The organism is Flavobacterium sp. 9R, from assembly GCF_902506345.1.
Taxonomy (GTDB): domain Bacteria; phylum Bacteroidota; class Bacteroidia; order Flavobacteriales; family Flavobacteriaceae; genus Flavobacterium.
Genome location: NZ_LR733413.1, coordinates 2,360,764 through 2,386,160, shown reverse-complemented (window position 1 = coordinate 2,386,160; position 25,397 = coordinate 2,360,764). Strand labels below are relative to the sequence as shown.

Below are 25,397 nucleotides of genomic sequence, written 5' to 3'. Positions count from 1 at the left end.
AAGTACCAATAACAACAAATAAAAAAGCAACATCAAACAAGAGATTTTAATACAAAAAGTTTAATCTATAAAAAGTTTACATTATGAAAAATTGGATTCTATCCCTCGCGGGTCTGTTATTTTTTGGAGTTTGTATCGCAAAAACGAAAACTCCAATACAACAAACGAATCAAGGCGAACTTCCCACCTTGTATTATGGAGGCAACATCATTACTATGGAGGGTAAACAAGAAAAGAAAGCTGAGGCTGTTGTAACGATGGGAACTAAAATAGTTTTTGTTGGTAGTTTAAAAGCTGCTCAAAAAAAGTACAAAAATCTTCAAAAAATTGACTTAAAAGGACAGACCATGATGCCGGGTTTCATAGAGCAACATTTGCATCCCTTATTGGGCGCTTTGTTTTTGACTATGCCCGCCATTGCACCCGAAGATTGGCAAACACCAACCAAATTATACAAAGCTGCTTTGACTCGCGAAGCGTATATGGCCAAATTGAAAGATGAATTTGCCAACCGAAAAGACAAAACAGGGGTTTTTTATTCATGGGGATACCAGCAGTTATGGCACGGTCCGCTTACCCGAAGCATGTTGGACGAGGTAAGTGCAACAATTCCTATTGCGATCTGGCACCGCTCCTGTCATGAGTTTTTTGTGAATTCAGCTTTTTTGAAAAAATACGATATCGATGAAGCTGCAGTGGCGAAAGCTCCAGAAGATGCCCGAAAACAAATAAATTTTGAGAAAGGACATTTTTACGAAAATGGAGCTATGGTCTATTTGTTGCCTAAAATCTTTGCCGATTTTGCTTCTCCCGAAAAAATGAAAGAAGGGGTAGGTTTAATGGTAAAATACCTGCATCATAATGGGGTTACTGCCTACAATGAACCTGGCGCACTACTTGATGCCTCGCTAGCCAAATTATACAATGATGAACTTAATAAGGCCAATGTACCCATGTTGTCAACTTTTATTGCCGAAGGAAACACCACTTATATGTCAAAAGGCGATGGCGCCTTGGCGATGGCAGAGACTACGCTTAGTACTTTTCCAAAGGGAGGGAAAGTTTTTTTTCTGCCCAAACAAGTAAAATTGTTAATGGATGGATCTATTATTTCGCAATTGATGCAAATGAAAGCTGGATACACCGATGGACATCAAGGCGAATGGATGCTTAAACCGGAACTAATGGAGAAAGCAACCAAGTTGTTTTGGGATGCAGGCTATCAGATACACATTCATGTAAATGGTGACGAAGGTCTTGAAGTACTGTTGGGCTGTATCGAAAGACGTATGAAAGAAAACCCACGCAAAGACCATAGAACAGTCATTGTGCATTTTGCCAATTCAACCGATGAGCAGGTCAAAAAATTGGCTGCCTTGGGTTGTATTGTAAGTGCCAATCCGTATTATGTTACCGGATTTTCTGAAAAATTCTCCCAATACGGATTGGGGCAAGAACGTGCTGAATCGATGGTTCGCATTGGTCCTGCAGAGAAATTAGGCGTATCTATTTCGCTGCATTCTGATTTGCCTATGGCGCCATCTAATCCGCTCTATTTGGTTTGGTGTGCCGTAACTCGAAAAGCCGATGACGGTAAGCAATTTCGCCCCGATTTAGCCATTTCTCGCCATAAAGCAATTCAAGCGATTACCATTAATGCTGCTTATTCCTGGCGAATGGAAGACAAAATAGGAAGTATTAAAGTAGGCAAAGAAGCCACTTTTACCTTTTTGGACAAAAATCCCTATCAGGTTGCCATAGACGATCTTAAAAATATTCAAGTAAAGGCCACAGTGTTTCAAGGAAAAATGTTTCCAGTAGAAAACTAGAAAAGCTCGTTAGAGCCAAAAATTAAGCTCCTTCCTAGAAGAATTTCCAAAACAAAACAATACAACTTAGCAAAGAATTATGAAAGCGCCATTAACAAAAGGTTTGTTGCATACAAAAACCGATAAATAAAAACTAGCCGAGCGAAGCGAATTGGCGGAGCATACCATGTACAACTATAAAAAAATAAAATTTTTATATATGAAAAAATCAATCGCAACAATTATTTTATCAAGTATACTCATTACTTCTTGTTATACCAGCAAAACTACTACCATGGATATAACCGATAAAAAGAAAGCCAATACTCTAAAAGGCAATTTAATCGATGGAACTTGGGAAGCCAATTATATAATGAATACACCAAAAGCCTTTGGTGAATTGTATCTCAGAGTAAAACCATCAATAACCATAAATAGTTATGAAAATAGAATTGGTGGTGTTACTGGTTGCAACAATTTTACCGGGAAATGCACGATTGATGGCAACAAAATTATGATAGCAGATGCTTTGGCGGCTACGCGTAAAATGTGTCCGGATATGGCTGGTGAACAGCTTTTCTTGGAAACACTCAAAAAAGTTAATGCCTATTCGGTTACAAATCAAGGGAAAACGTTAAATCTTATTATGGGAGATATTGCAGTGATGCGCTTAGAAAGAAAATAATAAACAAATTTCAAAAGTATGGGTAAAGTAAAAATAGGATTCGTTTTCATTTTTTTAATGCTAAGTTCAATGGTTTTTTCTCAATCCTCTAGTGATGGGAATTGGATCAAAATAGCAGAAAAAATGATTGCTTTTAAATCGGATAAAGATGTTGTTACGCCTTCTGGTAATGAAAAGAAGGTAGACAAAATAAAAATAAAGTGCATTCAAGGTACCTTAAAATTGAAGAAGGTAAGAGTAGAGATGTCTGATGGAGAACGAAAAGAATTTGACGCAAGAGGAGTGGGTGTATTAACCAAAGGAATGTCTTCATTAGCTTTTACCCTTCCAGGGCGAAACAACAAATTGCGCAAGATAGAATTAGAATATGATTCTGTTGGTGCTCTTTTGGTTACCAAAAAGGCAAAAGTAGAAGTATTAGGGAGAAGATCAGATAATTAATTATTTAATCAAATACATCAAAAATTATGAATTTTAACAAAATATACTTAGTCATTGCTCTTGTTGGACTTATAGCCTACAGTCAAAATGAGGACCATCATGGAAGTAAAGGCAGTCATCGTCTTACTTTCGGTATAGGACACTCCCACCTTTCCGAAGGTGAAGTAGATGGAAAAACCGAATGGTTGGCCGTTCCCTCATTTACTTTGAATTATGATTACTGGTTATCCAATACTTGGGCCATAGGCTTACAAAACGATATCATTTTAGAATCTTTTAAAATTGAACATGGTGGTAGTGAGTTGCTTGAACGTAGTTATCCTTTGGCTGTAGTTCCTGTTGGTATTTACAAACCGGGTAAGCATTGGTCATTTATCGGTGGAGTTGGAGCTGAGATTGCGCATGAAAAAACATTGACTTTAACTCGTTTAGGAGTGGAGTATGGCTGGCATCTTCCAGGAAATTGGGAAATAGGAGGAGCTTTGGTTTGGGATAACAAATGGAACTATTATAATTCTTGGGGATTAACGCTCACTATAAGCAAAATTTGGAGTAAAAAATATTGATATTTAAAGATTTAAATGTAGTAATATGAATGCTAATGTAATAAAAGTACTTTTACTTTTTTTTGTTTTTGGAACAATTCAAGCTCAGGTTGGTATTGGGACGACAACACCTAATCCTTCGACAATATTGGATGTTTCCGCTACCAAAGCAGGGGTTCTCATACCAAGAGTGGGCCTACAAAGTACAACCGATCAATCTACAATCGAAAAAGGTAATGTTAATGGTTTATTAGTTTTTAATACAACCAGTAATAGTCAATTACAACCAGGATTTTATTATTGGTTTTCCAATCGATGGATTAATCTAGGAGAACAAAAAGCAGAAACCATTACAACTATGGTCGATAATGGAAATGGTACTTTTACCTATGTAAATGAATTGAATGATCCAGTTACAATCAATTTAGCAGCTGGACCTACAGGTCCTCAAGGTCCAAAAGGTGACACTGGAGCAACAGGTCCTCAAGGGCCCGCAGGAGCAAACGGAATAGATGGCGCTGTTGGTCCTCAAGGTCCAAAAGGTGACACTGGGGCAACAGGTCCTCAAGGCCCCGCAGGAGCAAATGGAATAGATGGCGCTGTTGGTCCACAAGGTCCAAAAGGAGACACTGGGGCAACAGGTCCTCAAGGCCCTACTGGAGCAAACGGAATAGATGGCGCTGTTGGTCCACAAGGTCCAAAAGGAGATACAGGAGCAACAGGTCCACAAGGTTCTGCTGGAGCAAACGGAATAGATGGCGCTGTTGGTCCTCAAGGTCCAAAAGGTGACACAGGCGCAACAGGTCCTCAAGGTCCTGCAGGAGCAAACGGAATAGATGGCGCTGTTGGTCCGCAAGGTCCTCAAGGAATCCAAGGCCCCGCAGGCCAAGGAGGTGTTACGACGGCTGGAACCAATGTTACTGTTACAGGAATAGGTATAGTCTCAGATCCCTATGTAATTAATGCCACTGGGTCAACAGAGACCAACACCACTTTAGCATTTGATAGTAGTACCAAAATATTGACCTATACTAATGAGGATAATGATAATCCTACCATTGATTTGTCGGTTTTACAACAAGAACCTTGGCGAGTAAATACCAGCAATGCAGTAGCTTCTTCTAATACAGAAGATATTTATCAAGCCGGGAGGGTAGGTGTCAATAAAAATACAATAACTGCTAATGTAGCTCTCGATATTGAAGGAGCTGTTAGAGGAGGAAATAGTAATTCTGGTACCATTGGTTCAAATTCTGTAGGATTTGGACTAGGTGTCACTGCCAGTGGGTCTCGAAGTGCTGCTTTTGGTTTTGGAACAGCGTCTACTGGAGATAATGCTTTTACAGCAGGAGAAGGCAATGAAGCAAAAGCACAATCTAGTTCGGCTTTTGGTAAGCAAAATACCGCTGTAGATGTCAACAGTTTTGCTATTGGTGATTTTAATATTGCAGAAGGCAACAATGCCTTTGTACAGGGTAATGCTAGCATTTCTACTTCTTTTGCAGAAACGGTTTTAGGGTATAATAATGCGATATCAGTAAGGGGGGTAGCTATAAATGGAACTGCTGGAGTTATTGATTCTGCTGATCCTAATGATCCATTATTGCAAATTGGAAATGGTACAGGTGGAGGCTCATTAGAAAGAAGAAATGCCCTAACCATTTTAAAGAACGGTAAAGTTGGTATTGGCTTGGATGCAACTACAATACACAAGCCAACGGAACGCTTAGATATCGGAAAAGGGAAGGTTAGAATTCGTGAAATTGTTACTACAACAGGATTGGCATCGGACCAATTAGTAACTGTTAGTAGCTCGGGTGTTTTACAAACGATGCCTGCAAATGCAGCAATTCAATTGCCTTCAGGTACTGATGGGGAAAGACCTGGAACACCAGCTTTTGGGCAAATTAGATACAATACTACTATTGGTAGAGTAGAGGTATATGTAGAAGACAGTGATGGGGATGGAAATAAAAATGATGCTGGCTGGAGAGCCTTATAAATTTGAGGCAATGAAAAAATTTCTATTTACTTTAGGACTGCTTATTTTATGGCAATTGCCACTATTTGCTCAATTTATCAATAATGAGCAGATGAGTATTTTACCCAATACTATTGTTTTCAGTAATGAATCTTTTACTAATGCCGCTACTGGGAAATTGTTGAATGATGGTAATTTATATTTGATTAAGGATTTACGCAATGAAGGGGATTTTTCTTTTTCCTCCAACTCACAAGGAACAACCTATTTCAATGGGAAAAATGTACAACAAATTTCGGGTCAAAGTGCCATACGATTGGTTCATACCGTTTTTGATAATCCCCAAGGTTTTGAGTTGAGTACAACGGTTAATTTTTTTAAAAAAGTAGATTTTATTGACGGAATTATTACGGTGCAGCCTACTATAGGCATTCCTGTTTTTGAGGAAAATGCTATAGCCAATAATGCAAGTAATTCTAGTTTCATCATAGGCAAGACAATTAAAAACGGCACCACTGATTTTGAGTATCCGATAGGAAGAAATTCACAGTATCGTTCGGCGAAAATTAGTAGTTTAAAAACAACCAATCAAATGTATAGCGGTGAGTTTTTCGAGGCTAACTCCAATGACCTCTATCCCCACAGCAATCGCGCAGGAATTATCAAAGAAATTAGTACTACAGAATATTGGGAAGTTTCAAGTGTTGGTGGGGTGGTGCCTATTGTACTAACCTTAAGTTTTGAAAATGCTACATCTACAGATGCTATAGTGAGAGAACCCCTTGAAGCCTTACGAATTGTCCGTTGGGATGTTTCAACACAAAAATGGGTAGATGAAGGCGGAATTGTCGATAAGGATAAGTTAACCATAACTACGCCATATGAGGTGTCTGGTTTTAGCATTTTTACCATCGGTCGAACCGATGATATTGGCATTATTTCTCCTTGCAATAAATTGGCGATTTATAATTTTGTGTCACCTAATGAAGATGGGATAAATGATTTTTTTAGAATTGATGGTTTGGTAGAATGCGGACTTGCGAATTCAGTTGAAATATTCAATAGATGGGGACGTAAGGTATATTCGACCAAAAATTATGGCAGTGCATCCAATTTTTTTTCTGGAATTTCGAATTGTAATTTAGAAGATTCCAAAGATACCAAAGTACCCAACGGCACTTACTTCTATGTTTTGAAAATTGGTGATCGCTTTTCCAAGTCCGGTTATTTGTTTATGAATTAAATTTCGCTCAACTTTGTTATCCTAAAAAGAGGGGTAACAATGACACAAATTAGTATTCTTGGTTGCGGTTGGCTAGGTTTGCCTTTGGCGGAAGCCTTGATAAATAAAGGTTTTTCGGTGAAAGGCTCCACAACTTCTTCTTCAAAACTAGCTCATTTAGAAAAGTTAGGGATTCTTCCGTATTTGATGGAAGTGCAACCCAATGCCATTGCTGGTGATATCACAACCTTTCTAAAAGGAAGCGAAATTTTGATTATAGATATTCCTCCAAAATTAAGAAGCAACAACAGCGAGGATTTTGTAGGTAAAATGCAAACCTTGATTCCGTTTATCGAACAATCTGAGGTTCAAAATGTATTGTTTGTAAGCTCTACTTCGGTCTACGGTGAAGAGAATGATGTGGTCACCGAAACTACGCCTTTGAATCCCGATAGCGAAGGCGGTCACCAATTGGTAATCGTAGAGCAACTTTTGCAAAGCAACCCTCATTTTCAAACCACTATCCTTCGTTGTGGCGGACTCGTAGGAACTGATCGAAATCCAATACGAATGTTATCGGGCAAAGAAAATCTACCCAATTCCAAGGCGCCTATTAATTTCATTCACCAAACGGATTGCATCGGAATTATTCAAAAAATTATAGCACTGGATTGTTGGAACGAAACCTTCAACGCTGTCTCGCCTTATCATCCTACCAGAGAAGAGTATTATACTAAGAAAGCACTCGAATGGCAATTGATAGCACCTACATTTGACCCAACTTCTTCGGGAACCGGAAAAAGGATTAGTAGTGATAAACTACAAATGATTTTAAAGTATACTTTTGTAGAAACTCCATAATCTTTTGAGAACAAAAATTAAAAATACCGTTACGGCTCCATTTACTACCTTGGGATTGCCTATGTTGGCCTTAGCTTGGGTAAGTATTGCTTGGGGCACGACTTGGTTAGCGTCTAAAGAAGGCGTAAAACATATGCCTGCACTTCAGTTGGCTGCCATCCGTCAGTTTTTGGGCGGCGCTTTGTATGTGGGTTTCTTTTTAGTTAAGAAAACAACTTGGCCCAAAGGCAAACAATGGAAATCCATCTTGATTTTGAGTATGCTTAATTTTGCGCTGAGCAACGGACTGAGTACGTGGGGCGTGAAATTCATTCCGAGTGGGTTAGGAGCGATTATTGGCGCAATGGTACCTATTTGGATTGCGATGATTAGCTTTTTTAAAGGGGAACGAATTACACGCTTAGCAGTGTTTGGAATTCTGATAGCTTTTGCAGGAGTATGCGTAATTTTCTATGAACATTTGGCCGATTTCATCCGACCTGATTTTCAATTTGGAATAGTCTTGTCGGTGGCTGCTACCATTACTTGGGCTTTTGGTACCTTGTACACCAAGAAAAAAGCCGCGAGTTTTAATCCCTATTTTAGTTTAGGATTACAAATGTTGATTTCAAGTGTGTGTCTTTTTGCTTTTACGGGAGCTACAGGCACAAATATTCCGCTGACACAAATTCCTGCCGCTTCTTGGTGGGCGATTGCCTATTTGGTAGGCGTTGGTTCGGTGTTGACATTCATTGCTTTCATTTATGCCTTGCAGCATTTACCTACCGAATTGAGTAGTGTTTATGCCTATATCAATCCGATTGTGGCGGTACTTTTAGGAGCTTTTTTGTTTGACGAAATCCTTACAGCTGCCATCATCATTGGCGGAACGGTCACATTAACGGGCTTGTACATCATTAATTTTGCTATGCAACGCCAACGAAAACGAATACTAATCAAAAACTAAAATAATATGAAATTCAATGCATTTATTTTAATCCCGACTTTTCTCGGCTTGACTTTAGTGCAAGCACAGCAAAAAAACACGAGTATTTTGCCTAACGAAAATTTGATTACCGAGAACATTGCTTCCATTCCCAAAGAGTTAGCGGTTCAGGTAAAAAAATACTCTGAGGCTCGTGGTGCTTCTTTGGCAGAAATTCATCCCGTAAAAAACGACATTATCATTACGACTCGTTTTGGTTCTACGGCTCAATTGCATCGCGTGGTGCAGCCTTTGGGGGCGAGAACGCAAATCACTTTTTTCGACGAACCTGTTAGTGGCGTGAGCTACGAACCTACCAAAGGCGAGTATCTGATTTATTCCAAAGACGTGGGCGGTAATGAGTTTGGCCAGTTGTACCAATTAGACCTCAAAACGCTGCAATCGACTTTACTGACTGATGGCGGCCGTTCACAAAACGGAGGCATTACTTGGAGAGCCGATGGAAAAGGATTTTATTTCTCCTCGACCAAACGCAACGGCGGAGACCGTGATATTTATTATATGGATCCCAAAAATCCTTCAGCAGCCAAAATGGTGCTGCAAGTAAAAGGAGGCGGTTGGGGTATTTTGGATCTTTCCAAAGACAATTCACAACTTTTGATTGGCGAATACATCTCGGCCAATGAATCTCATATTTGGTCTTTGGATGTCGCTTCTGGCAAATTATCCGAAGTAACCGACAGAACCAGCAAAGGCGTGATTCAAACCAGTGCCAAATTTGGAAATTCGACCAACGAAATTTGGTTTTTGACCGATAAAGACAATGAGTTTGAGCGTTTGGCTATTTTGGATGTGAAGACCAAAAAAGTGAACTATCTAACGTCTAAAATCAATTGGAATGTAGAAAGTTTTTCTTTTTCGGAAGACAAAAAACAACTGGTGTTTATCACCAACGAAGCGGGTCGCAACAAAATGTATTTGATGAATACCAAAGACCAATCCTACAGCGAAGTCAAAAATATTCCAACGGGATTGATTGGCGGAGCGGAATTTACCAAGGACAACCAAAGTTTGTTTTTCACCCAATCGACAGCTCAAACCGCTTCGGATGTGTACCGCCTTTCGCTAAAAAATGGCAAAATCGAACAATGGACCGCAAGTGAATTGGGCGAAATGCAAGCATCTGATATGGCGTTGCCTAAATTTATCGAATGGAAAAGTTTTGATGGCTTGGGTATTTCAGGATTTTATTATCCAGCAGCTTCAAAATTCACCGGAAAAAGACCCGTACTGATTCAGATTCACGGTGGGCCAGAAGCACAATCGCAAGCATCTTTCTTGGGCGCAAGTAATTTTTACACCAACGAAATGGGCGTAGCGATGATTTTCCCGAATGTGAGAGGCTCTGCGGGTTTTGGTAAAACCTATTTGGCCAAAGACAACGGAATGTTACGCGAGGATTCTGTAAAAGACATTGGTGCGCTATTGGATTGGATTGCCCAACAACCCGAACTCGACAAAGACCGTATTATGATTATGGGCGGAAGTTATGGCGGTTATATGACCTTGGCCACGGCCTTTCACTATGGGGACAAAATCCGATGCTCGGTAGATATTGTGGGGATTTCCAACTTCAATACCTTCCTCAAAAACACCGAGGAATACCGTCGCGACCTTCGAAGAGTAGAATATGGCGATGAACGCATCCCCGAAATGGCCGCTTTTTTTGATAAAATGGCGCCTTTAAACAATACCGATAAAATCAAAAAACCATTATTCATCATTCAGGGCACCAACGACCCTCGCGTTCCCGTGACCGAAGCCCTTCAAATGCGTGACAAACTCAAAGCACAAGGCAACACGGTTTGGTACCTCGAGGCCAAAGACGAAGGCCACGGCTTCAAGAAAAAAGCCAATGTCGATTACCAACGACTGGCCGTCATCCGATTTATGCAAGAGTATCTTTTAAAATAATCCAACAAAACCCATTCCTAGCGAGTGGGCTTTTTATTAGGAGAAGGTAACGGTAAAATGTAATAGTATAATAAGGAGCACCCGTGACCTGCGCACCACACGAGTCGTCCCGCTGTACGTTGCAATCTCTTGTGCCAAACCCTGGCACAAGAGGATTTTCACTGCCATCGGGGCTAGGCGAGAACGTTTGGTTTTTCATCAGCCAAGCACTGCTAATTAAAATCGTGTTTTTTAAATGATTTTCCAATTGTTTTCCTGCAAGGTTTTCAAAACCTTGTAGGTCTTCTTGGGAATGCCTAATGCCAGATTAATTGTTTGTAATCAATGCTTATTCGAATTCCAACAATTAAAACCAATTTATTACATCACATCTTGTAACGAAATGGTAATTTGATACTCAAACTGAGTAACTAAATTTTAAACATAAAAAAGATGCTTTTAACAACAACCAATTCTGTAGAAGATTATAAAATTATGGAGTACAAGGGTATTGTCTCAGGAACTGCTGTAAATGTCCAAAAAATGACTATGACTTTTAATATGCAAAAATATTATGAAGGAGTAAGTCAGAGTATTGCAGAGGTAAAAGAGCAAGCGTTGGAACAACTTAGGCAAAATGCTGAAAAAATAAACGCGAATGCTGTAGTAGGAATACTTGTGGATATTGAAGTAAAAAGCAGTGAGTACTTAATTGCCGCTACGGTAACTGGCACTGCGGTTAGTATTGTTAATCGGTAAATGATTTGATTCCCTTTAGTGTTTTCTTAAATTTTACCTAGTGGGTAATCATTACAATTTTCTATTATTTGTCTATTTCATTACAGGTAGTGAAATTTAAAATTCTTATGTTTACTTTTTGGTTTAAAATACTACGTTGTAGAATCAAATCAATTTTTGAGGTAGTAAGCCAATCAATTTTAAGAAGACAAGATGGAAAACAAATCTTTAACAGCAGCATTAGCGTCGCTTTGTGAAAATTCAACACCAATAATTCAAATGGTTAAGGCTGATTTATTTCCTCATCCTCAATCTCGCTTAGACACCACCGAAATGAAGCAACATCCTATTTTGGATGACAGTATTCCGTTTAGAGATGTATCAAATGTTGCCAGTAAAAAGGAAAGTATTTCCGTAATTATAGATAAACTAGATGTAGCCAACAATATACGGTATCAAAGAACAGTAGAAGATACCTATTGTAATGTGTACTCTTATGACTTTTGCTATTTCAGTAAAGTATACCTCCCAACTGTTTGGTGGACAGATGAAGCTTTGGAAAAAATAAAACAAGGACAGGAAGTAGAAGCTGTTTTTGAAAGAACGGTAGAGCGCATTTACTCCAGCGCCATTCACGATTGGTTTTCGCTATGGGGATTGCATTTTGGGTGGCAAAAAATGGATTCCGTTGATGAAATTCAAAACAAAGTCAATGCTAACGGTGGTGTTGGGATAATTTGTGCCAAAAGAAAGCAAAAGGGATTATCGGGACATATTGTTCCTGTGGTGCCCGAAACAAATTCCCACACAGCACACCGTGAAAATGGCAAAGTGCTCTATCCTTTGCAATCACAAGCCGGAAAATTAAATTATAACTATTTTTCTTTAGTCAGAAAAGACTGGTGGAATGATGATTTGTACTCTTCTTATGTGCTTTATTATCATGAGTAAACAAAAATAATTCTTGGTAGTATTCAAATACTTAAAATATTTATGATTATCAGGGGGTTAACTACTATGAAATGATAAAACAATGTACTACTTTTGCAGCTTGGTAAAAGTAGCGATTCCAAAAACGTGTAATTGGGTGGTTTGTTCTTTTAAAGTATTGTTGTAAAGGTAGTTGTTGTAATTCATTTGTTACATTCTCATCCCCCAAAGACTACTTTTTTTACATTTCAAAATCAATTCTACTGCGCTTTTTTAGAGACAGAAAGCAAAACCTCAAAATTTAAAGTAATCACATAATAGAACAAGTATAAATGAACAACGGCCAGAACGGAAAATTTTATTGGGGAATAGGATTAGAAAACGAAACATACCTGCAATTTGAAGAATCCCTAATCGTCTCTGGTGAATTTATACAGGAAAAAATTGGTTTTGAAAAATACAGTATTGATTACAGAAAATGCTATAAACCTGAAAGTTTAGCCCCTATTTTAAAAAAAGCGTTTGGCACAAATAAAAACTACGTGGTCAGCCGTATGATCAATAGTCATTCCCTAGAAAAACTAGATGTAAATTACCAGCACAAAACAGTAGCAGGCATTAAAACAGTAACGGATAGTCCAGAAACTACTGAACTGCTCCCAAAACCTATCGAAAATCCAAACTATCTTGGTCAATCCATTATGGAACTTTTTCTTGAAGATCAACCTTACAATATTCAAAGTATGATCACCCAACGAAACAAAACGATGGGATCGGTACATTTTGATGGGGATTCTATCGAATTTGTAACCAAATATTTTGAAAATCGTACGATTGCGGATTCGTGTAAAGAACTAAAAGCTACCAAAAAATTATTCCTCGATAAAATCAATGAATCGAGCGTACTCAAAGGCAAATTAAATTTCCCAGAGTACAACAACGGACTCAATATGTTCATGACCAATCAAGAAAATCTCGTTTTGTTTAATAACGGAACTTACCATTTTCACATTACATTGCCGTCATTAACAGAGCATAGCCGAATTGTCAACTATGAACAATTTGAGGCAACACACGCCAATGCCATTTATTTACTGCAATGGTTTGAGCCCTTTTTTATTGCTACTCTTGGAAGCCCAGATATTATGGGAGTAATAAGTGACACCTACAATTTGGACCAAAAATTTACCTTGGGCTCTATGCGCAACGCTATGTCTCGCTATATAGGCGTTGGAACATACAATAAAGCCATGCCGAAAGGTAAAATTCTAACCTACAAAGTAGACGATTTTAGAAAACTACTACGCTTTGAAAAAGAGGACAACATTTGGTGGCGCGATCAAATTGAGTCAACTATGGAGTATGAATTACTTTCGGAAGTAGGTTTAGATTTTAATCAGGAGAAAATGTACCAAAGTGGTTTTGAATTCAGAAGCTTTGATGAGTTTCCCGAAGCCTATTTAAACGATGTTCTTTTTGCTATTATCCTAATTTGTGAGCACTCTTTGCATCTACCAGATGTGCAATGGGGACACGATAGCGTGGTTTGGAATAATTTGGTTTTTAAAACCCTTAAAAACGGTTATTTAACTGAAATCAACGAAGCCGAAAAGAACGAAGTGCTAGATTTGTTACAAATATTAAATCCAACAGCTAGTAATTATACTGCACTAAAATCCGAGTTTGATGCGATCATTATGCTAGAGGATTTTTTCTTTAAAATCTTGGCCGTTTTGCATGACAACTACAAAGACAACAATGTTTGTTTGGATGCCATGTGTGGACAGAAAACAAACTTCCCTCCAAAATGGGACAATTTTAATCAATACCAAGTCGAACAACATCTGCAAAAAATAACTGCTTTCTGCGAGAATTAATGTAGCTACATTTGAAAATCCAATGGACTTACTCTCACAGATATTATAGAACAGTTTGAGGAGCACCATCACTTTGCACATCACACGAGTCGTCCCGCTGTCCGCTATATCTTGCTAGGCGAACCCCGCCAAGCAAGGATGCCGCTCCCATCGGGGCTAGGCTAGAACGTTTGGTTTTTCATAAGCCAAGGAGTGCTAATACAAAACTTCTTTTTTAAATGATTTTCCAGTTGTTTTCCTGCAAGGTTTTCAAAACACAGAATCTTGTAGGTATGTTCTTTGAATCCAAATACCTACAAGGTCGAAAAAAAGACCTTGCAGGATGGTTTTAAAGTAGTAGAATTATGATGAATTACTGTGAAATTGTACTGTTTTTTCTTCTTTTATTTACAAACAAATTCACTTATAATTCCTACTTTTAAAAGGTGTTTTTAAGCCAATATCGAACGCTAATCCAAAAGGATGTTACTTAAAAACAACAATTATTTACTACATTATAATTCAACAATTTATGAAAAGAACAATGCTTTTAGCCTTCTTGATGGTTTCTATTTCTGGAATGGCACAACAACTTAACTATGGTAGTGGAGGTACAGTATATACTTCTGAAAACAAAAAATTAACTTCTGATGAGGTTAGGCAATTATTAAGCAAAAACAGCGAGGCTTTAGCAGAGTACAATGCTGGGCGTAATAAAAAAACGTGGGGGAATGTTTTGTTTTATGGTGGTTTAGGATTGGTAACAGTTAATCTTGCAACAGCTATGACAACGGATAACACTACATCGACTTATAATCCTGGGGATTATTCTCCAAACATTAAATCTGAACGTTCTAATTTAACCGCGGCTATTATTGGCGGGGCGATGATTGTAGCTTCTATACCAATAAAGATTGGCTATCCAAAAAGAATCAAAAAAGCATTGGGTTTGCACAATAATGGTACGGCGAGTATTTATGAATCACAACCGACCACAACATTACTAGCAAGCGCTAACCAAATTGGGGTGAGAATCACTTTTTAAATAAGTTTCCTTTTTTGAGTTTTTTTCCTGCAAGGTTTTAAAAACCTTGCAGGTATTATTTGAATCCAAGTGCCTACAAGGTAAAAAAAAGGCTTTGCAATAACATTGCTAAGTAAACTAAATTATTATGTATTAGATAGTTATATGCAAATAGTCAACTAAAGTCATAGTGTATTTTTCGTTTAAAAAACATACTTTTTTAGGCATGTAACCACAAAATATTATATTTTTATGTGATTGTAATCATATTTATCATCCTGTAATGGTTTTTATGGTAAAACACATTATTGGAGAAACACACAGCAAGCTGAGATTGATTTTTTAGAGATTTTAGAAAATGAAATTGCTGCTTATGAAATCAAATATAATCCCAACAAAAAAGTACTTTTCACCAAATCATTTACCGAAAAATATCACCCAAAAAACACCTTTGTGGTCAATAAAGATAATTTTTGGGAGTATTTATAATTTACGATAACTGGTGATTTTTTACACCAACAAAAAACCCATCAGCTTTATCTGATGGGTTTTGGTATTTTTAGAACAGTAAGTCTTACCAGATTTTTACTCTTTTCTCTGGAGCGATATACATTCCGTCATTTGGTTGAATGTTGAAGGCATCATAGAATGCATCAACGTTTTGTAAAGGCACATAGGCTCTGTACATACCTGGCGAATGCGGGTCGGTTTTTACTTGTGATTTCAAGGCTTCGTCTCTCATTTTAGAACGCCAAATGGTTGACCAAGAAATAAAGAAACGTTGTTCTGGTGTATATCCGTCAATCAATCCTGGGTTGCCGTTTTCTTTTAAGTACAATTGCAAACCATCGTAAGCAGCATTCACACCACCTAAATCTCCAATGTTTTCACCTAAAGTAAATTTACCATCTACAAAAGTACCTGGAAGCGGTTGCAAAGCACTGTATTGCGCAGCTAAAGCTCCTGTCAAAGCACCAAATTTTTTCAAATCTTCTGGTGTCCACCAGTCTACTAAATTACCGTCGGCATTATAACGCGCTCCTGAATCATCAAAACCGTGAGAGATTTCGTGACCAATAACCCCTCCAATTCCACCATAATTTACGGCTTCGTCAGCTTGGTAATTGTAAAATGGTGGTTGCAAAATAGCAGCAGGGAATACAATTTCGTTGTTCGATGGATTGTAGTACGCATTCACCGTTTGTGGTGCCATACCCCAACGGTCTTTGTCTACGGGTTTTGTCAATTCAGCAAAGTTTTCTTTATTGCGCCAAATAGCAATGTTTCTTACGTTCTCAAAAAACGTTCCTCCTTCTGCTGGACTTTTGATAGTCAAAGCAGAGTAGTCTTTCCATTTGTCTGGATAACCAATTTTAACTCTTAGTTTGTTTAATTTGGCAATCGCACTAACTTTCGTTTCAGCCGACATCCAAGGTAAGTTGTTGATGCGGTTTTCGTAAGCACGGAAAATGTTTTTAATCATTTTTGCTGCCTTTTCTTTAGCTTCGGCAGGGAATTTTTTCTCTACATATAATTTTCCTAAAGCTTCACCCACAGAGCCTGTTACGGTCTGTAAAGCTCTTTCTTCAAAAGGTCTTTGTTTTACAGCACCCGTTAAGGTTTTGCCATAAAATTCCCAGTTGGCTTTTTCAATTTCTGTCGATAATTGGCTAGAAGCTCGGTTCAATAAAGACCAACGCATATACGCTTTCCAGTCGTCTACTTTGTTTTCTTTAAAAAGCGTTTCTAATGCCGTCATATATTTTGGTTGCGACACGATAATCGTTTGATTCGTTGGCAAACCAATTTTAGTGAAATACGTAGTCCAATCGATAGATGGCGTTAGTTTTTGTATTTCCGCAACGGTCATTGGGTTGTATGATTTACGACGGTCTCTTCTTTCTACACGGTCAAAACGTGGTTTAGACATTTCGATTTCTAAAGCCAAAATTTTCTCCGCATTGGCTTTCGCTACTTCAGGTTTGTCGCCTAAATATTGCAACATTTTAGCCACGTGAAGTACGTATTTCTCTCTTTTTTCTTTTGAATCTTTGTCTTCGCCTACATAGTAATCACGGTCAGGTAAGCCTACACCTCCAGGTCCTAAGTTAATTACATTGACGTTGCTGTTTTTAGCATCGGTACCTACACCAGCGCCAAAGAAACCAATGCCACCCGTAGGTTCCATTTCGATTAATAAGGCTTGTAAATCTTTTACGTTTTTAACCGCGTTGATTTTTTTCAAATAAGGTTTTAGGGGAGCAATACCTAATTTGTTACGGCTTACGGTATCCAACATGGTTTTGTACAAATTGATGGCTTTACCTTGGTCGGTATTCGATTTGTACGCTGGGTTGTTGGCGGCTTCTTTTAAAATCGCCAAAGCGTCAGTATCGGTGCGTTGACGCAATTCGTCAAAGCTTCCCCAACGGGTTTTGTCGCTTGGGATTTCGGTAGTGTTCAACCAGGTTCCGTTTACATATCGGAAAAAATCATCGCTTGGTTTGATGGTTTTATCCATATATTGGATATTGATTCCTGGCTCTTTGGTGGCCGAAGCGGTTTGTGCTTGGCTCCATCCAAAACTAAAGACTGCTGGTAGTGCAAACAGTAAGGTGGTGGACTTTTTTGGGTTCATATTAAAATTTGAATTAGTTACGATACATTCGTGTCAAAAAGCAAAAAATAGTTACATTGAAATTGCTTTTTTTGCGACAAAAAATACATTATTAAGAGAATTCATCACAATGGAATTCCTTTTTCTTGCTTACATAAAATTAGCATTACAATAAAGACGTCTTTCGAATTTTGACTCTTGAAATTTTATGCAAAGGGCAAGAATACCCTATTGGACTTCATAGTGTAGTAAAGGTTTAACGTCTTGTGAAATTTTTTTTGCGTGAGGGGTGGAGTGGAGCTCTTTTTTTATCCCGTTTTTTTGCGGGATAAAAAAAAGCGGGAACGGAGACCCGACCCGAGCCTCGTTTTTTCTACGAGGCGAAGGGGCACGCCCAAATTATTTTAAAAAGAGTAGTGCAAGGCAGACCGTTGTTTTGTAATTTTGCGCGAAATTTAAATGTTGACTTTCTATTTTATTTTAAAAACCTACAAATGAAAGCTTTCTTATATAAGTATCGTATATTTTTTGGTGTTTTATTGGTGTTTTCGGCGATTACTATTGGTTTGTTTTACAATGCGTTGAAGCCAGAAAAGACCTTGCCGATTTACAATCCTGCCGACGTGAATCCAGAATTGGTGGACAGTACGGTGCAATATGTGAGTAAGGCGCACACGATTGCTGATTTTTCGTTTGTGAATCAAAACGGGAAAACGATTACTCAAAAAGATTACGAAGGCAAAGTGTATGTGGCCGATTTTTTCTTTACGACTTGTGGTTCTATTTGCCCCAAAATGACCAAGAATTTGGCCGAAGTGCAAGCGGCTATCAAAAATAATCCCAAAGTAATGCTGTTGTCACACACCGTTTTTCCTGAGACCGACAGTGTGCCAGTTTTAAAAGAATACGCATTAAAACACGGCGTGATAGATAGCAAATGGAACTTGGTTACAGGCGATAAAAAGGAAATTTATACGATGGCTCGAAAATCGTATTTGGCCGTTAAGTTGGGGAAACCTGAAGAGTTGTACGATATGGTACACACCGAAAATTTTGTGTTGGTGGACCAAAAAAGACGCGTTCGTGGTTTTTATGATGGAACCAAAAAAGAAGATATGACGCGATTGATAGAAGATATTAATTTTTTGTGCGCGAATTAGTTTGGTGAAAATGGAACACGAATTTCACGAATTTTCACCAATTCAGCAGTGTTTATGAGCGTGATTTCCAGTTCTGAAATAGAACACGGATGACGCTGATTTAAACAGATGAACACGGATTTTTATTAAGTTTGGTAAAAAGGAACACTAATTTTTACCAATTCAGCAGTGTTTATGAGCGTGATTTCCAGTTCTGCAATGGAACACGGATGACGCTGATTTAAACAGATGAACACGAATTTTCACTAATTTTCACAAATTCAGTTGTGTTTTTTTCCTATGCTTTTTCAAGTCACAAATACTTAAAACTGTATTATTTGTGAAATTTCATTTCTATTTTGATTGTTTTATTGATGCACTTCGTGAATTCGTGGCTACTTCTTTTACAATTGTGATAATTATCATTTGAATTTCTATTATAATATGTATTTTTGCAATCTTAATTCAATCTAAATAAGGTTTGCCAACAACAATACATTCACTCAAAAAAGGAGAAAGAGCCATTATCAAAGACTTTGATATTGATGCGATTCCATTAAAATTGCTCGAAATGGGCTGTTTGCCTGGTAATGAAGTAGAGTTGCTGCAAATCGCTCCCTTCGGTGATCCGCTGTACCTAAACATTAACGGATCGCACGTTGCCATTCGAATAGCAACGGCTCAGGAAATAGAAGTGGAACGAATCCAATAAAGCTAATGATCAGCAATCACAACATCAATGTCGCTTTGATAGGGAACCCGAATGTGGGGAAAACCTCTGTTTTTAATCAATTGACGGGTTTGAATCAACAAGTAGGGAATTATCCTGGAATTACGGTAGAAAAAAAGGTAGGTTTTTGTAAGTTGCCTTATAATTTCAAAGCCAATATTCTGGATTTGCCAGGTACCTATAGTTTGAATGCCAGTTCTATCGATGAAAATGTGGTGATTGAATTACTGCTCAATAAAAACGATAAACTCTATCCCGATGTTGCCATAGTGGTGACAGATGTGGAGAATTTAAAGCGTAATTTGTTGCTTTTTACCCAAATCAAAGACCTTGAAATACCGACTATTTTGGTGATAAATATGGCCGATAGAATGGAATACAAAGGCATCAGTTTGGATATTCCTTTTTTAGAAGAAAAGCTAAAAACCAAAATTGCTTTGGTGAGTTCCCGAAAAGGATTTGGAATTGAGGAATTGAAAAATTTAATCGTTTCCTATAAATCCATTTCTAATGAACCTTGCTTGAATGCCTCTGTGATTGATACAGACTATTTTGAAAATCTTCGCAAGGCGTTTCCAAATCAATTGCTGTATAAGTTATGGTTGGTGATTACTCAAGATGTGAACTTCTTGAATTTAGAGCGAAAAGAAATTCAGAGCACGTTCACCAAATCACATTCGGATTTGAAACGCTTGCAGCAAAAAGAAACCATTAAGCGCTACCAATTCATCAACGATGTGTTGAAAGTGGGAATGACCATCGATCAATCTATTGCTAAAGATTTTAGAGCCCAATTGGATCGTGTGTTGACGCATAAATTCTGGGGTTATGTGATTTTCTTCTGTATCCTTTTTGGTATTTTTCAATCCATTTTTGTGTGGTCAGAAGTCCCAATGGATTTTATCGACAGCTCCTTTGCCAGTTTGAGCGCTTGGTCTGCTGAAGTCTTGCCTGCAGGAATGTTGACCAATTTGATTTCGCAGGGTATCATTCCTGGTATCGGCGGTATCTTAATATTTATCCCTCAAATTGCCTTTTTGTTTTTGTTCATTTCGATACTCGAAGAAAGCGGGTACATGAGCCGTGTGGTGTTTCTGATGGACAAAATTATGAGCAAGTTTGGGTTGTCGGGTAAAAGTGTGGTGCCTTTGGTTTCTGGAACGGCTTGTGCTATTCCGGCGATTATGGCGACTCGTAATATCGAAAATTGGAAAGAACGCCTAATAACGATTTTAGTTACTCCGTTTACGACTTGTTCCGCGCGTTTGCCAGTGTACGCTATCATTATTGGATTGGTGATTCCAGATCAAAGGATTTTGGGTATTTTCAACTTGCAAGGATTAACCCTAATGTTATTGTATTTGTTGGGATTTGGAATGGCCATTTTTTCGGCTTATGTTTTGAATAAAATATTGAAGATTAAAGGGAAGTCTTATTTCATTGTCGAAATGCCTAACTATAAATTGCCGTTGTTTAAAAACGTAGGTATCAACGTGATCGAAAAAACCAAAGCCTTCGTGTTTGGCGCTGGTAAAATCATTTTGGCGATTTCGATTATTTTATGGTTTTTAGCTTCGTATGGTCCAGGTGAAAACTTCAGTAATGCGGAGCAAATTGTAGTAAGCAAACACGTTGATAAACCGCTTTCTGAAACAGAGTTGGAGAACGAAGTCGCTTCACAAAAATTGGAGAATTCCTATATCGGATTGATGGGTAAATCTATTGAACCTGTTTTGACGCCTTTGGGTTATGATTGGAAAATAGGGATCGCCATTATCAGTTCTTTTGCAGCAAGAGAAGTTTTTGTGGGTACTTTGGCTACGATTTACAGTGTGGGCGACACCGACAATGAAGATACCATCAAGAATAAAATGCAATCCGAAATCAATCCTTTGACAGGCGAAAAAGTCTTCAATTTTGCTTCTGGGATTTCTTTACTACTATTTTATGCCTTTGCTATGCAATGCGTCAGTACACTCGCTGTTACTCGTAAAGAGACCAACAGTTGGAAATGGCCAGTGGGACAACTTCTTTTTATGAGCGCATTTGCTTATACGGTGGCTTTAGTAGCGTATCAATTGCTTAGTTAGGTACTAAAACAAACGTTAAAAATAATTTTTAATTTGTCTAAATAAGAATCCGAACTTACATTTGCAGTCTAGAATTAATCTAAATAAAAATGAAATTATTCTTTTCTGCGCTTGTACTAGTGACAAGTAGTTTGGCTTTCGGACAACAAGACACTAATGATGTTGCTTTAAACGACACTGTAAAAAAATTATATCCTGTAACTGTTTATTACAAAAAACAACCTGTAGAGCGCTTGAAAGAAGTGCAGGGCAATAGTTTGTTTTCTGGAAAGAAAAACGAAGTGATTTCATTATTAAATACCAATGGAAATGTGGTGACTAACAACGCAAGAGAAATTTTCGCGAAAGTGCCTGGCGTTTCGATTTGGGAAAATGAGGGGTCTGGAATTCAAATCAATGTGGGAGTTCGTGGGTTGAGTCCAAACAGAAGCTGGGAATTGAATACACGTCAGAATGGCTATGATATATCCTCGGATGTATTTGGATACCCAGAAGCCTATTACAACCCGCCATTGGAAGCAGTAGCCAATATTCAGTTGGTTCGAGGTGGCGCTTCACTACAATTTGGATCTCAGTTTGGTGGTATGCTCAACTACGAATTGAAACGCGAAACTGAAAAGGCTTTCTCTTTCGAAACGCAAAATACGGTGGGAAACTATGGCTTACTTAGTTCCTATAACGCCATTGGTGGAACCACAAAAAAAATAGACTATTACGTGTACAATCATTCCAGAAATGGGGAGGGTTGGAGAGAAAATGGGCGTTATGCGGTGCGCAATACCCACGCTTACTTTGCATACAAGTTCAACGAGAAAACCAAACTTTCGGCTGAATACACCAATATGGATTATGATATGCAACAAGCGGGAGGTTTGACAGATGCACAGTTTGAATCTAATCCGCAACAATCTCTTCGCAGTCGTAACTGGTTTGGTACGCCTTGGAATGTAGGTGCTTTGATTTTGGATACCCAATTCAGTGACCGTCTGACTTTTAATGCGAAACTTTTTGGATTAGTAGGCGAAAGAAATTCAGTAGGTTTTCTGGCAGCTCCAAATGTTGAGGACGTAATTAATCCCGCAACGAATGCTTATGCTAATCGTCAGGTAGATCGTGATTTTTATAAAAATATTGGTTTAGAAACCAGAAGTATTTTTAAGTACACACTAGGAACAGAAGAACAAAAATTAGCCTTTGGAATTCGTTTGTACCAAGCCAATATGAACCGTTTGCAACAAGGAAGAGGAACAACGGGTTCTGATTTTGATTTGAGTATTGAAGGTCGTTACAACCGTGATTTAGATTTCACCACAGACAATTTTGCCGCTTTTGCTGAAAATCAGTTCAAAATTACCCAAAGATTAAGTGTGACTCCTGGTGTGCGTTTCGAATCGATTCGTTCTACAAGTGCAGGAAGAATTAATATCACCAATGGAAATGATGTGATGGCCAGTACGCAAGACATTACCCGAAATGTAGCTTTGTTTGGTTTAGGAGTAGAATACAAATGGGAAAGAACAAACTTTTATGCTAATTTTTCGCAAGCCTTTCGCCCAGTTTTATTCTCAGATTTGACGCCATCTGCAACCACCGATGTGATTGATCCCAATTTGAAAGATGGAAGTGGCTACAATTTGGATTTAGGGTATCGTGGTGCTCTTTTTGGATTTGTAAATTTCGATGTTTCTTATTTTTATTTACTGTATCAAAACAGAGTGGGAAGTATTCGTCAATTTACCAACAACGACCCAACGCAAAGCACTTATTTATTTAGAACCAATTTAGGAGAAACCATCCACAAAGGATTTGAAGGATTTGTAAATGTGAACGTGACCAAAGCATTTCAGGTAAATGAAGCCATAGGAGATATTAACTTCTTTGCGACGCTATCTTTTATAGATGCTACTTACTCTGATTTTAGACTGACTCAAGTATCGGGAACAGCTCCGAATATTGTGATTACGCAAAGTAATTTAGCAGGTAAGCAAGTAGAGAATGCGCCACGCTACATCCACAATTTTGGTATTAGTTGGGATTTCAAAAATATTTCTACCACGTTTCAAAATCGAAGAACCAGTAAGATTTATACCGATGCCAACAACACCGAAACGCCAACTGCAAACGGTGTAACGGGAGCATTAGCAGGATTTAGCGTCTTTGATTTCTCTATTAAATACGATTTTTTAGGAAATTACAATATCAAGTCGGGAGTCAATAACCTTACGAATGTTAGTTATGCTACACGTCGTGCTGGAGGTTATCCTGGACCAGGAGTATTGCCTAATGATGGACGTACTTTTTACATTAGTATTGGTGCCAAATTTTAAATAAAGCCTACCTTTAATTCTTTAAAATGAACCTACTATGTTGGTACAAGAAATCATCGCTTTTTCCTTATTGGCCATAGCCATTGTTTTCCTTGTTCGAAAGTTTTTCTGGAAAAAGAAGTCCAAAAAAAACTGTGGAGACGGGAATTGTGGGTGTGGTTAAATCCCTATATTTGTATGTCATTTGTTCAATACAATTCTCAGTGTTGTATTCAAATGATTTGAAGCACAGTCTTATAGGTAATATTCTGATGAATGTTTCTTTAAATGATGTCATCTATCACAGTTAAAATAATCTACAAATGAAAAATATTTCAGGTGTTGAATTTAAAAGAGATGTTTCGGGTAAAGCAAAATCGGTAACGATAGATTTACAAAAACACGGAAAAGCCTTGCAGTTTTTTTTAGAGCAAGTAGGCGCTTTATCTGAAGAAGAAAATTTTGAAAAAAAATGGTCTGAGGGTATTTCAGGAGAGGAATTGGTCAAACGTGTTCAAACCCATTTACGCACTTTGCCTTGGAAAAAAGAATAGTTTATACTCCATCATTTGAAAACTATTTGATTGATTTAATTACGATTCTATTTTTTGAAGAGTATTTCAGTTATATAGAAAATGCAGAAAAATATGTAATTGCGCTTCGAGATGAAATCGAAAAATATATTGATGTAAGGCAACACTACAAAACGCCTAAATTTTTAAGTCAATATGGAAGCTACTTTATAGTAGTTTCGCTAAATAACAAAACTTCTTGGTATGTCTTTTTTGACCAAAGAGACCAGCGTTATTTGGTTCAGTATATCACTAATAATCATATGGAAGAAGCTAATTCACTTACGCTAAGTTAAATCCGCTTCACATACAAGTTTCCTGCAATTTTTGACGATACGGTAAGTGGTGTATCGTTGATGATTAAATGTAAAGACGCATCAAAATTTTCTCTTCCCAATACTTTGATAACCGCTCCCAAAGCAATCTTTTGTTTGTTCAAGTATTGCAGAAAATCGGCAGAGGAATCTTTTACTCCCACACAAATAGCAGTTTCGCTTTCGGCCAATTCCGAGAGCAGGAGCTTTTCTATTTTAGTTATTTTTCCTTGTGCGTCTGGAATGGGATCTCCGTGTGGGTCTTCGGTAGGGTTGCCCAAAAAATCATCGAGTTTGTTGATGAGTTGTTCGGATTTGATGTGTTCTAATTGCTCAGCGATGTCGTGTACTTCGTCCCAAGTAAAAGCCAATTTTTCGACTAAAAAAACTTCCCACAAACGGTGTTTGCGAACAATCATTTTAGCAGCATGCATTCCTTTTTCAGTTAAAGAAACTCCTTGGTATTTGATGTAATTGATTAGTGCTTTATCAGCCAATTTCTTAAGCATATCGGTTACCGAAGAAGCTTTGGTTTCCATCATTTCGGCAATGGCGTTCGTAGGCACTTCGGCTTCAAGCTGCACGGTCAAATGATAAATCGCTTTTAGGTAATTTTCTTCGGAGTGGGTCATCATATGAAATGGAATTTTAACCTCTTTC

At 38.0% G+C, this 25,397-nt stretch carries 22 protein-coding genes; 20 read left to right on the top strand and 2 right to left on the bottom strand.

Annotation, left to right across the window (positions count from 1 at the left end):
• Positions 1–83 precede the first annotated feature (83 nt).
• The 13 genes from FLAVO9AF_RS10720 (at position 84) to FLAVO9AF_RS10660 (ending at position 14,990) form a co-directional block, all read left to right on the top strand.
• The gene (locus tag FLAVO9AF_RS10720) at positions 84–1,829 is read left to right on the top strand and encodes an amidohydrolase (RefSeq protein ID WP_159688237.1); all 1,746 of its coding nucleotides are present in this window, start codon (positions 84–86) and stop codon (positions 1,827–1,829) included.
• Positions 1,830–2,028: 199 nt separating this feature from the next.
• Positions 2,029–2,493 carry an META domain-containing protein gene (locus FLAVO9AF_RS10715; protein ID WP_159688234.1) on the top strand — a complete coding sequence of 155 codons (465 nt, stop codon included), beginning with the start codon at positions 2,029–2,031 and terminating at the stop codon, positions 2,491–2,493.
• An 18-nt stretch (positions 2,494–2,511) separates the two neighbouring features.
• A complete protein-coding gene (locus tag FLAVO9AF_RS10710) occupies positions 2,512–2,934 on the top strand; it encodes a hypothetical protein (protein WP_201296293.1) in 423 nt (140 codons plus the stop codon).
• A 26-nt stretch (positions 2,935–2,960) separates the two neighbouring features.
• Positions 2,961–3,500 (top strand): hypothetical protein, encoded by a 540-nt coding sequence (locus tag FLAVO9AF_RS10705; protein ID WP_159688231.1) that lies wholly within the window; start codon positions 2,961–2,963, stop codon positions 3,498–3,500.
• Positions 3,501–3,525: 25 nt separating this feature from the next.
• Positions 3,526–5,481, top strand: coding sequence for a hypothetical protein (locus FLAVO9AF_RS10700; protein WP_159688227.1), 1,956 nt, complete (start codon positions 3,526–3,528; stop codon positions 5,479–5,481).
• A gap of 10 nt (positions 5,482–5,491) precedes the next feature.
• Positions 5,492–6,703, top strand: a complete 1,212-nt coding sequence (locus FLAVO9AF_RS10695) for a gliding motility-associated C-terminal domain-containing protein (RefSeq protein WP_159688223.1) — start codon at positions 5,492–5,494, stop codon at positions 6,701–6,703.
• Between the two features lie 39 nt (positions 6,704–6,742).
• Positions 6,743–7,543, top strand: a complete 801-nt coding sequence (locus FLAVO9AF_RS10690; protein ID WP_159688221.1) for an SDR family oxidoreductase — start codon at positions 6,743–6,745, stop codon at positions 7,541–7,543.
• A gap of 4 nt (positions 7,544–7,547) precedes the next feature.
• Entirely contained in the window at positions 7,548–8,489 is a 942-nt protein-coding gene (locus FLAVO9AF_RS10685; protein ID WP_236552313.1) for a DMT family transporter, read from the top strand.
• A gap of 6 nt (positions 8,490–8,495) precedes the next feature.
• Positions 8,496–10,442 carry a S9 family peptidase gene (locus tag FLAVO9AF_RS10680; RefSeq protein ID WP_159688218.1) on the top strand — a complete coding sequence of 649 codons (1,947 nt, stop codon included), beginning with the start codon at positions 8,496–8,498 and terminating at the stop codon, positions 10,440–10,442.
• Between the two features lie 432 nt (positions 10,443–10,874).
• Positions 10,875–11,180 (top strand): heavy metal-binding domain-containing protein, encoded by a 306-nt coding sequence (locus tag FLAVO9AF_RS10675; RefSeq protein ID WP_159688215.1) that lies wholly within the window; start codon positions 10,875–10,877, stop codon positions 11,178–11,180.
• 192 nt (positions 11,181–11,372) lie between these two features.
• Entirely contained in the window at positions 11,373–12,110 is a 738-nt protein-coding gene (locus FLAVO9AF_RS10670) for a hypothetical protein (RefSeq protein WP_159688213.1), read from the top strand.
• Positions 12,111–12,421: 311 nt separating this feature from the next.
• Positions 12,422–13,966: a hypothetical protein gene (locus tag FLAVO9AF_RS10665; protein ID WP_159688210.1), complete on the top strand. Its 1,545-nt coding sequence runs from the start codon at positions 12,422–12,424 to the stop codon at positions 13,964–13,966.
• Between the two features lie 511 nt (positions 13,967–14,477).
• Positions 14,478–14,990, top strand: coding sequence for a hypothetical protein (locus FLAVO9AF_RS10660; protein WP_159688207.1), 513 nt, complete (start codon positions 14,478–14,480; stop codon positions 14,988–14,990).
• A 553-nt stretch (positions 14,991–15,543) separates the two neighbouring features.
• On the opposite strand, the gene FLAVO9AF_RS10655 is transcribed toward FLAVO9AF_RS10660, so the two are convergent.
• Positions 15,544–17,607: a M13 family metallopeptidase gene (locus FLAVO9AF_RS10655; protein WP_159688205.1), complete on the bottom strand. Its 2,064-nt coding sequence runs from the start codon at positions 17,605–17,607 to the stop codon at positions 15,544–15,546.
• A gap of 473 nt (positions 17,608–18,080) precedes the next feature.
• On the opposite strand from FLAVO9AF_RS10655, the gene FLAVO9AF_RS10650 reads away from it, so the two are divergent.
• From FLAVO9AF_RS10650 to FLAVO9AF_RS10620, 7 genes are all read left to right on the top strand, one after another.
• Complete coding sequence (locus tag FLAVO9AF_RS10650) at positions 18,081–18,746, top strand: SCO family protein (RefSeq protein WP_159688202.1); 666 nt, start codon at positions 18,081–18,083, stop codon at positions 18,744–18,746.
• 460 nt (positions 18,747–19,206) lie between these two features.
• Positions 19,207–19,437 carry a FeoA family protein gene (locus FLAVO9AF_RS10645; RefSeq protein WP_024980713.1) on the top strand — a complete coding sequence of 77 codons (231 nt, stop codon included), beginning with the start codon at positions 19,207–19,209 and terminating at the stop codon, positions 19,435–19,437.
• Between the two features lie 8 nt (positions 19,438–19,445).
• The gene (gene feoB / locus FLAVO9AF_RS10640) at positions 19,446–21,545 is read left to right on the top strand and encodes a ferrous iron transport protein B (protein WP_159691055.1); all 2,100 of its coding nucleotides are present in this window, start codon (positions 19,446–19,448) and stop codon (positions 21,543–21,545) included.
• Between the two features lie 89 nt (positions 21,546–21,634).
• Complete coding sequence (locus FLAVO9AF_RS10635) at positions 21,635–23,872, top strand: TonB-dependent receptor domain-containing protein (RefSeq protein ID WP_159688199.1); 2,238 nt, start codon at positions 21,635–21,637, stop codon at positions 23,870–23,872.
• Between the two features lie 37 nt (positions 23,873–23,909).
• Positions 23,910–24,035: a FeoB-associated Cys-rich membrane protein gene (locus FLAVO9AF_RS10630; protein WP_159688197.1), complete on the top strand. Its 126-nt coding sequence runs from the start codon at positions 23,910–23,912 to the stop codon at positions 24,033–24,035.
• Positions 24,036–24,174: 139 nt separating this feature from the next.
• Positions 24,175–24,405 (top strand): hypothetical protein, encoded by a 231-nt coding sequence (locus FLAVO9AF_RS10625; RefSeq protein WP_159688194.1) that lies wholly within the window; start codon positions 24,175–24,177, stop codon positions 24,403–24,405.
• A complete protein-coding gene (locus tag FLAVO9AF_RS10620; RefSeq protein ID WP_064715400.1) occupies positions 24,390–24,719 on the top strand; it encodes a hypothetical protein in 330 nt (109 codons plus the stop codon). The genes FLAVO9AF_RS10625 and FLAVO9AF_RS10620 overlap by 16 nt, the downstream gene beginning before the upstream one ends.
• Here the strand turns inward: FLAVO9AF_RS10620 and FLAVO9AF_RS10615 are convergent.
• A complete protein-coding gene (locus FLAVO9AF_RS10615; protein ID WP_159691052.1) occupies positions 24,716–25,369 on the bottom strand; it encodes a metal-dependent transcriptional regulator in 654 nt (217 codons plus the stop codon). The genes FLAVO9AF_RS10620 and FLAVO9AF_RS10615 overlap by 4 nt on opposite strands.
• Positions 25,370–25,397: the final 28 nt, after the last annotated feature.

Coding starts and splice junctions, on each gene's coding strand:
- FLAVO9AF_RS10720 (WP_159688237.1), top strand. CDS start 84: ATGAAAAATTGGATTCTATCCCTCGCGGGTCTGTTATTTTTTGGAGTT.
- FLAVO9AF_RS10715 (WP_159688234.1), top strand. CDS start 2,029: ATGAAAAAATCAATCGCAACAATTATTTTATCAAGTATACTCATTACT.
- FLAVO9AF_RS10710 (WP_201296293.1), top strand. CDS start 2,512: ATGGGTAAAGTAAAAATAGGATTCGTTTTCATTTTTTTAATGCTAAGT.
- FLAVO9AF_RS10705 (WP_159688231.1), top strand. CDS start 2,961: ATGAATTTTAACAAAATATACTTAGTCATTGCTCTTGTTGGACTTATA.
- FLAVO9AF_RS10700 (WP_159688227.1), top strand. CDS start 3,526: ATGAATGCTAATGTAATAAAAGTACTTTTACTTTTTTTTGTTTTTGGA.
- FLAVO9AF_RS10695 (WP_159688223.1), top strand. CDS start 5,492: ATGAAAAAATTTCTATTTACTTTAGGACTGCTTATTTTATGGCAATTG.
- FLAVO9AF_RS10690 (WP_159688221.1), top strand. CDS start 6,743: ATGACACAAATTAGTATTCTTGGTTGCGGTTGGCTAGGTTTGCCTTTG.
- FLAVO9AF_RS10680 (WP_159688218.1), top strand. CDS start 8,496: ATGAAATTCAATGCATTTATTTTAATCCCGACTTTTCTCGGCTTGACT.
- FLAVO9AF_RS10675 (WP_159688215.1), top strand. CDS start 10,875: ATGCTTTTAACAACAACCAATTCTGTAGAAGATTATAAAATTATGGAG.
- FLAVO9AF_RS10670 (WP_159688213.1), top strand. CDS start 11,373: ATGGAAAACAAATCTTTAACAGCAGCATTAGCGTCGCTTTGTGAAAAT.
- FLAVO9AF_RS10665 (WP_159688210.1), top strand. CDS start 12,422: ATGAACAACGGCCAGAACGGAAAATTTTATTGGGGAATAGGATTAGAA.
- FLAVO9AF_RS10660 (WP_159688207.1), top strand. CDS start 14,478: ATGAAAAGAACAATGCTTTTAGCCTTCTTGATGGTTTCTATTTCTGGA.
- FLAVO9AF_RS10655 (WP_159688205.1), bottom strand. CDS start 17,607: ATGAACCCAAAAAAGTCCACCACCTTACTGTTTGCACTACCAGCAGTC.
- FLAVO9AF_RS10650 (WP_159688202.1), top strand. CDS start 18,081: ATGAAAGCTTTCTTATATAAGTATCGTATATTTTTTGGTGTTTTATTG.
- FLAVO9AF_RS10635 (WP_159688199.1), top strand. CDS start 21,635: ATGAAATTATTCTTTTCTGCGCTTGTACTAGTGACAAGTAGTTTGGCT.
- FLAVO9AF_RS10630 (WP_159688197.1), top strand. CDS start 23,910: ATGTTGGTACAAGAAATCATCGCTTTTTCCTTATTGGCCATAGCCATT.
- FLAVO9AF_RS10625 (WP_159688194.1), top strand. CDS start 24,175: ATGAAAAATATTTCAGGTGTTGAATTTAAAAGAGATGTTTCGGGTAAA.
- FLAVO9AF_RS10615 (WP_159691052.1), bottom strand. CDS start 25,369: ATGACCCACTCCGAAGAAAATTACCTAAAAGCGATTTATCATTTGACC.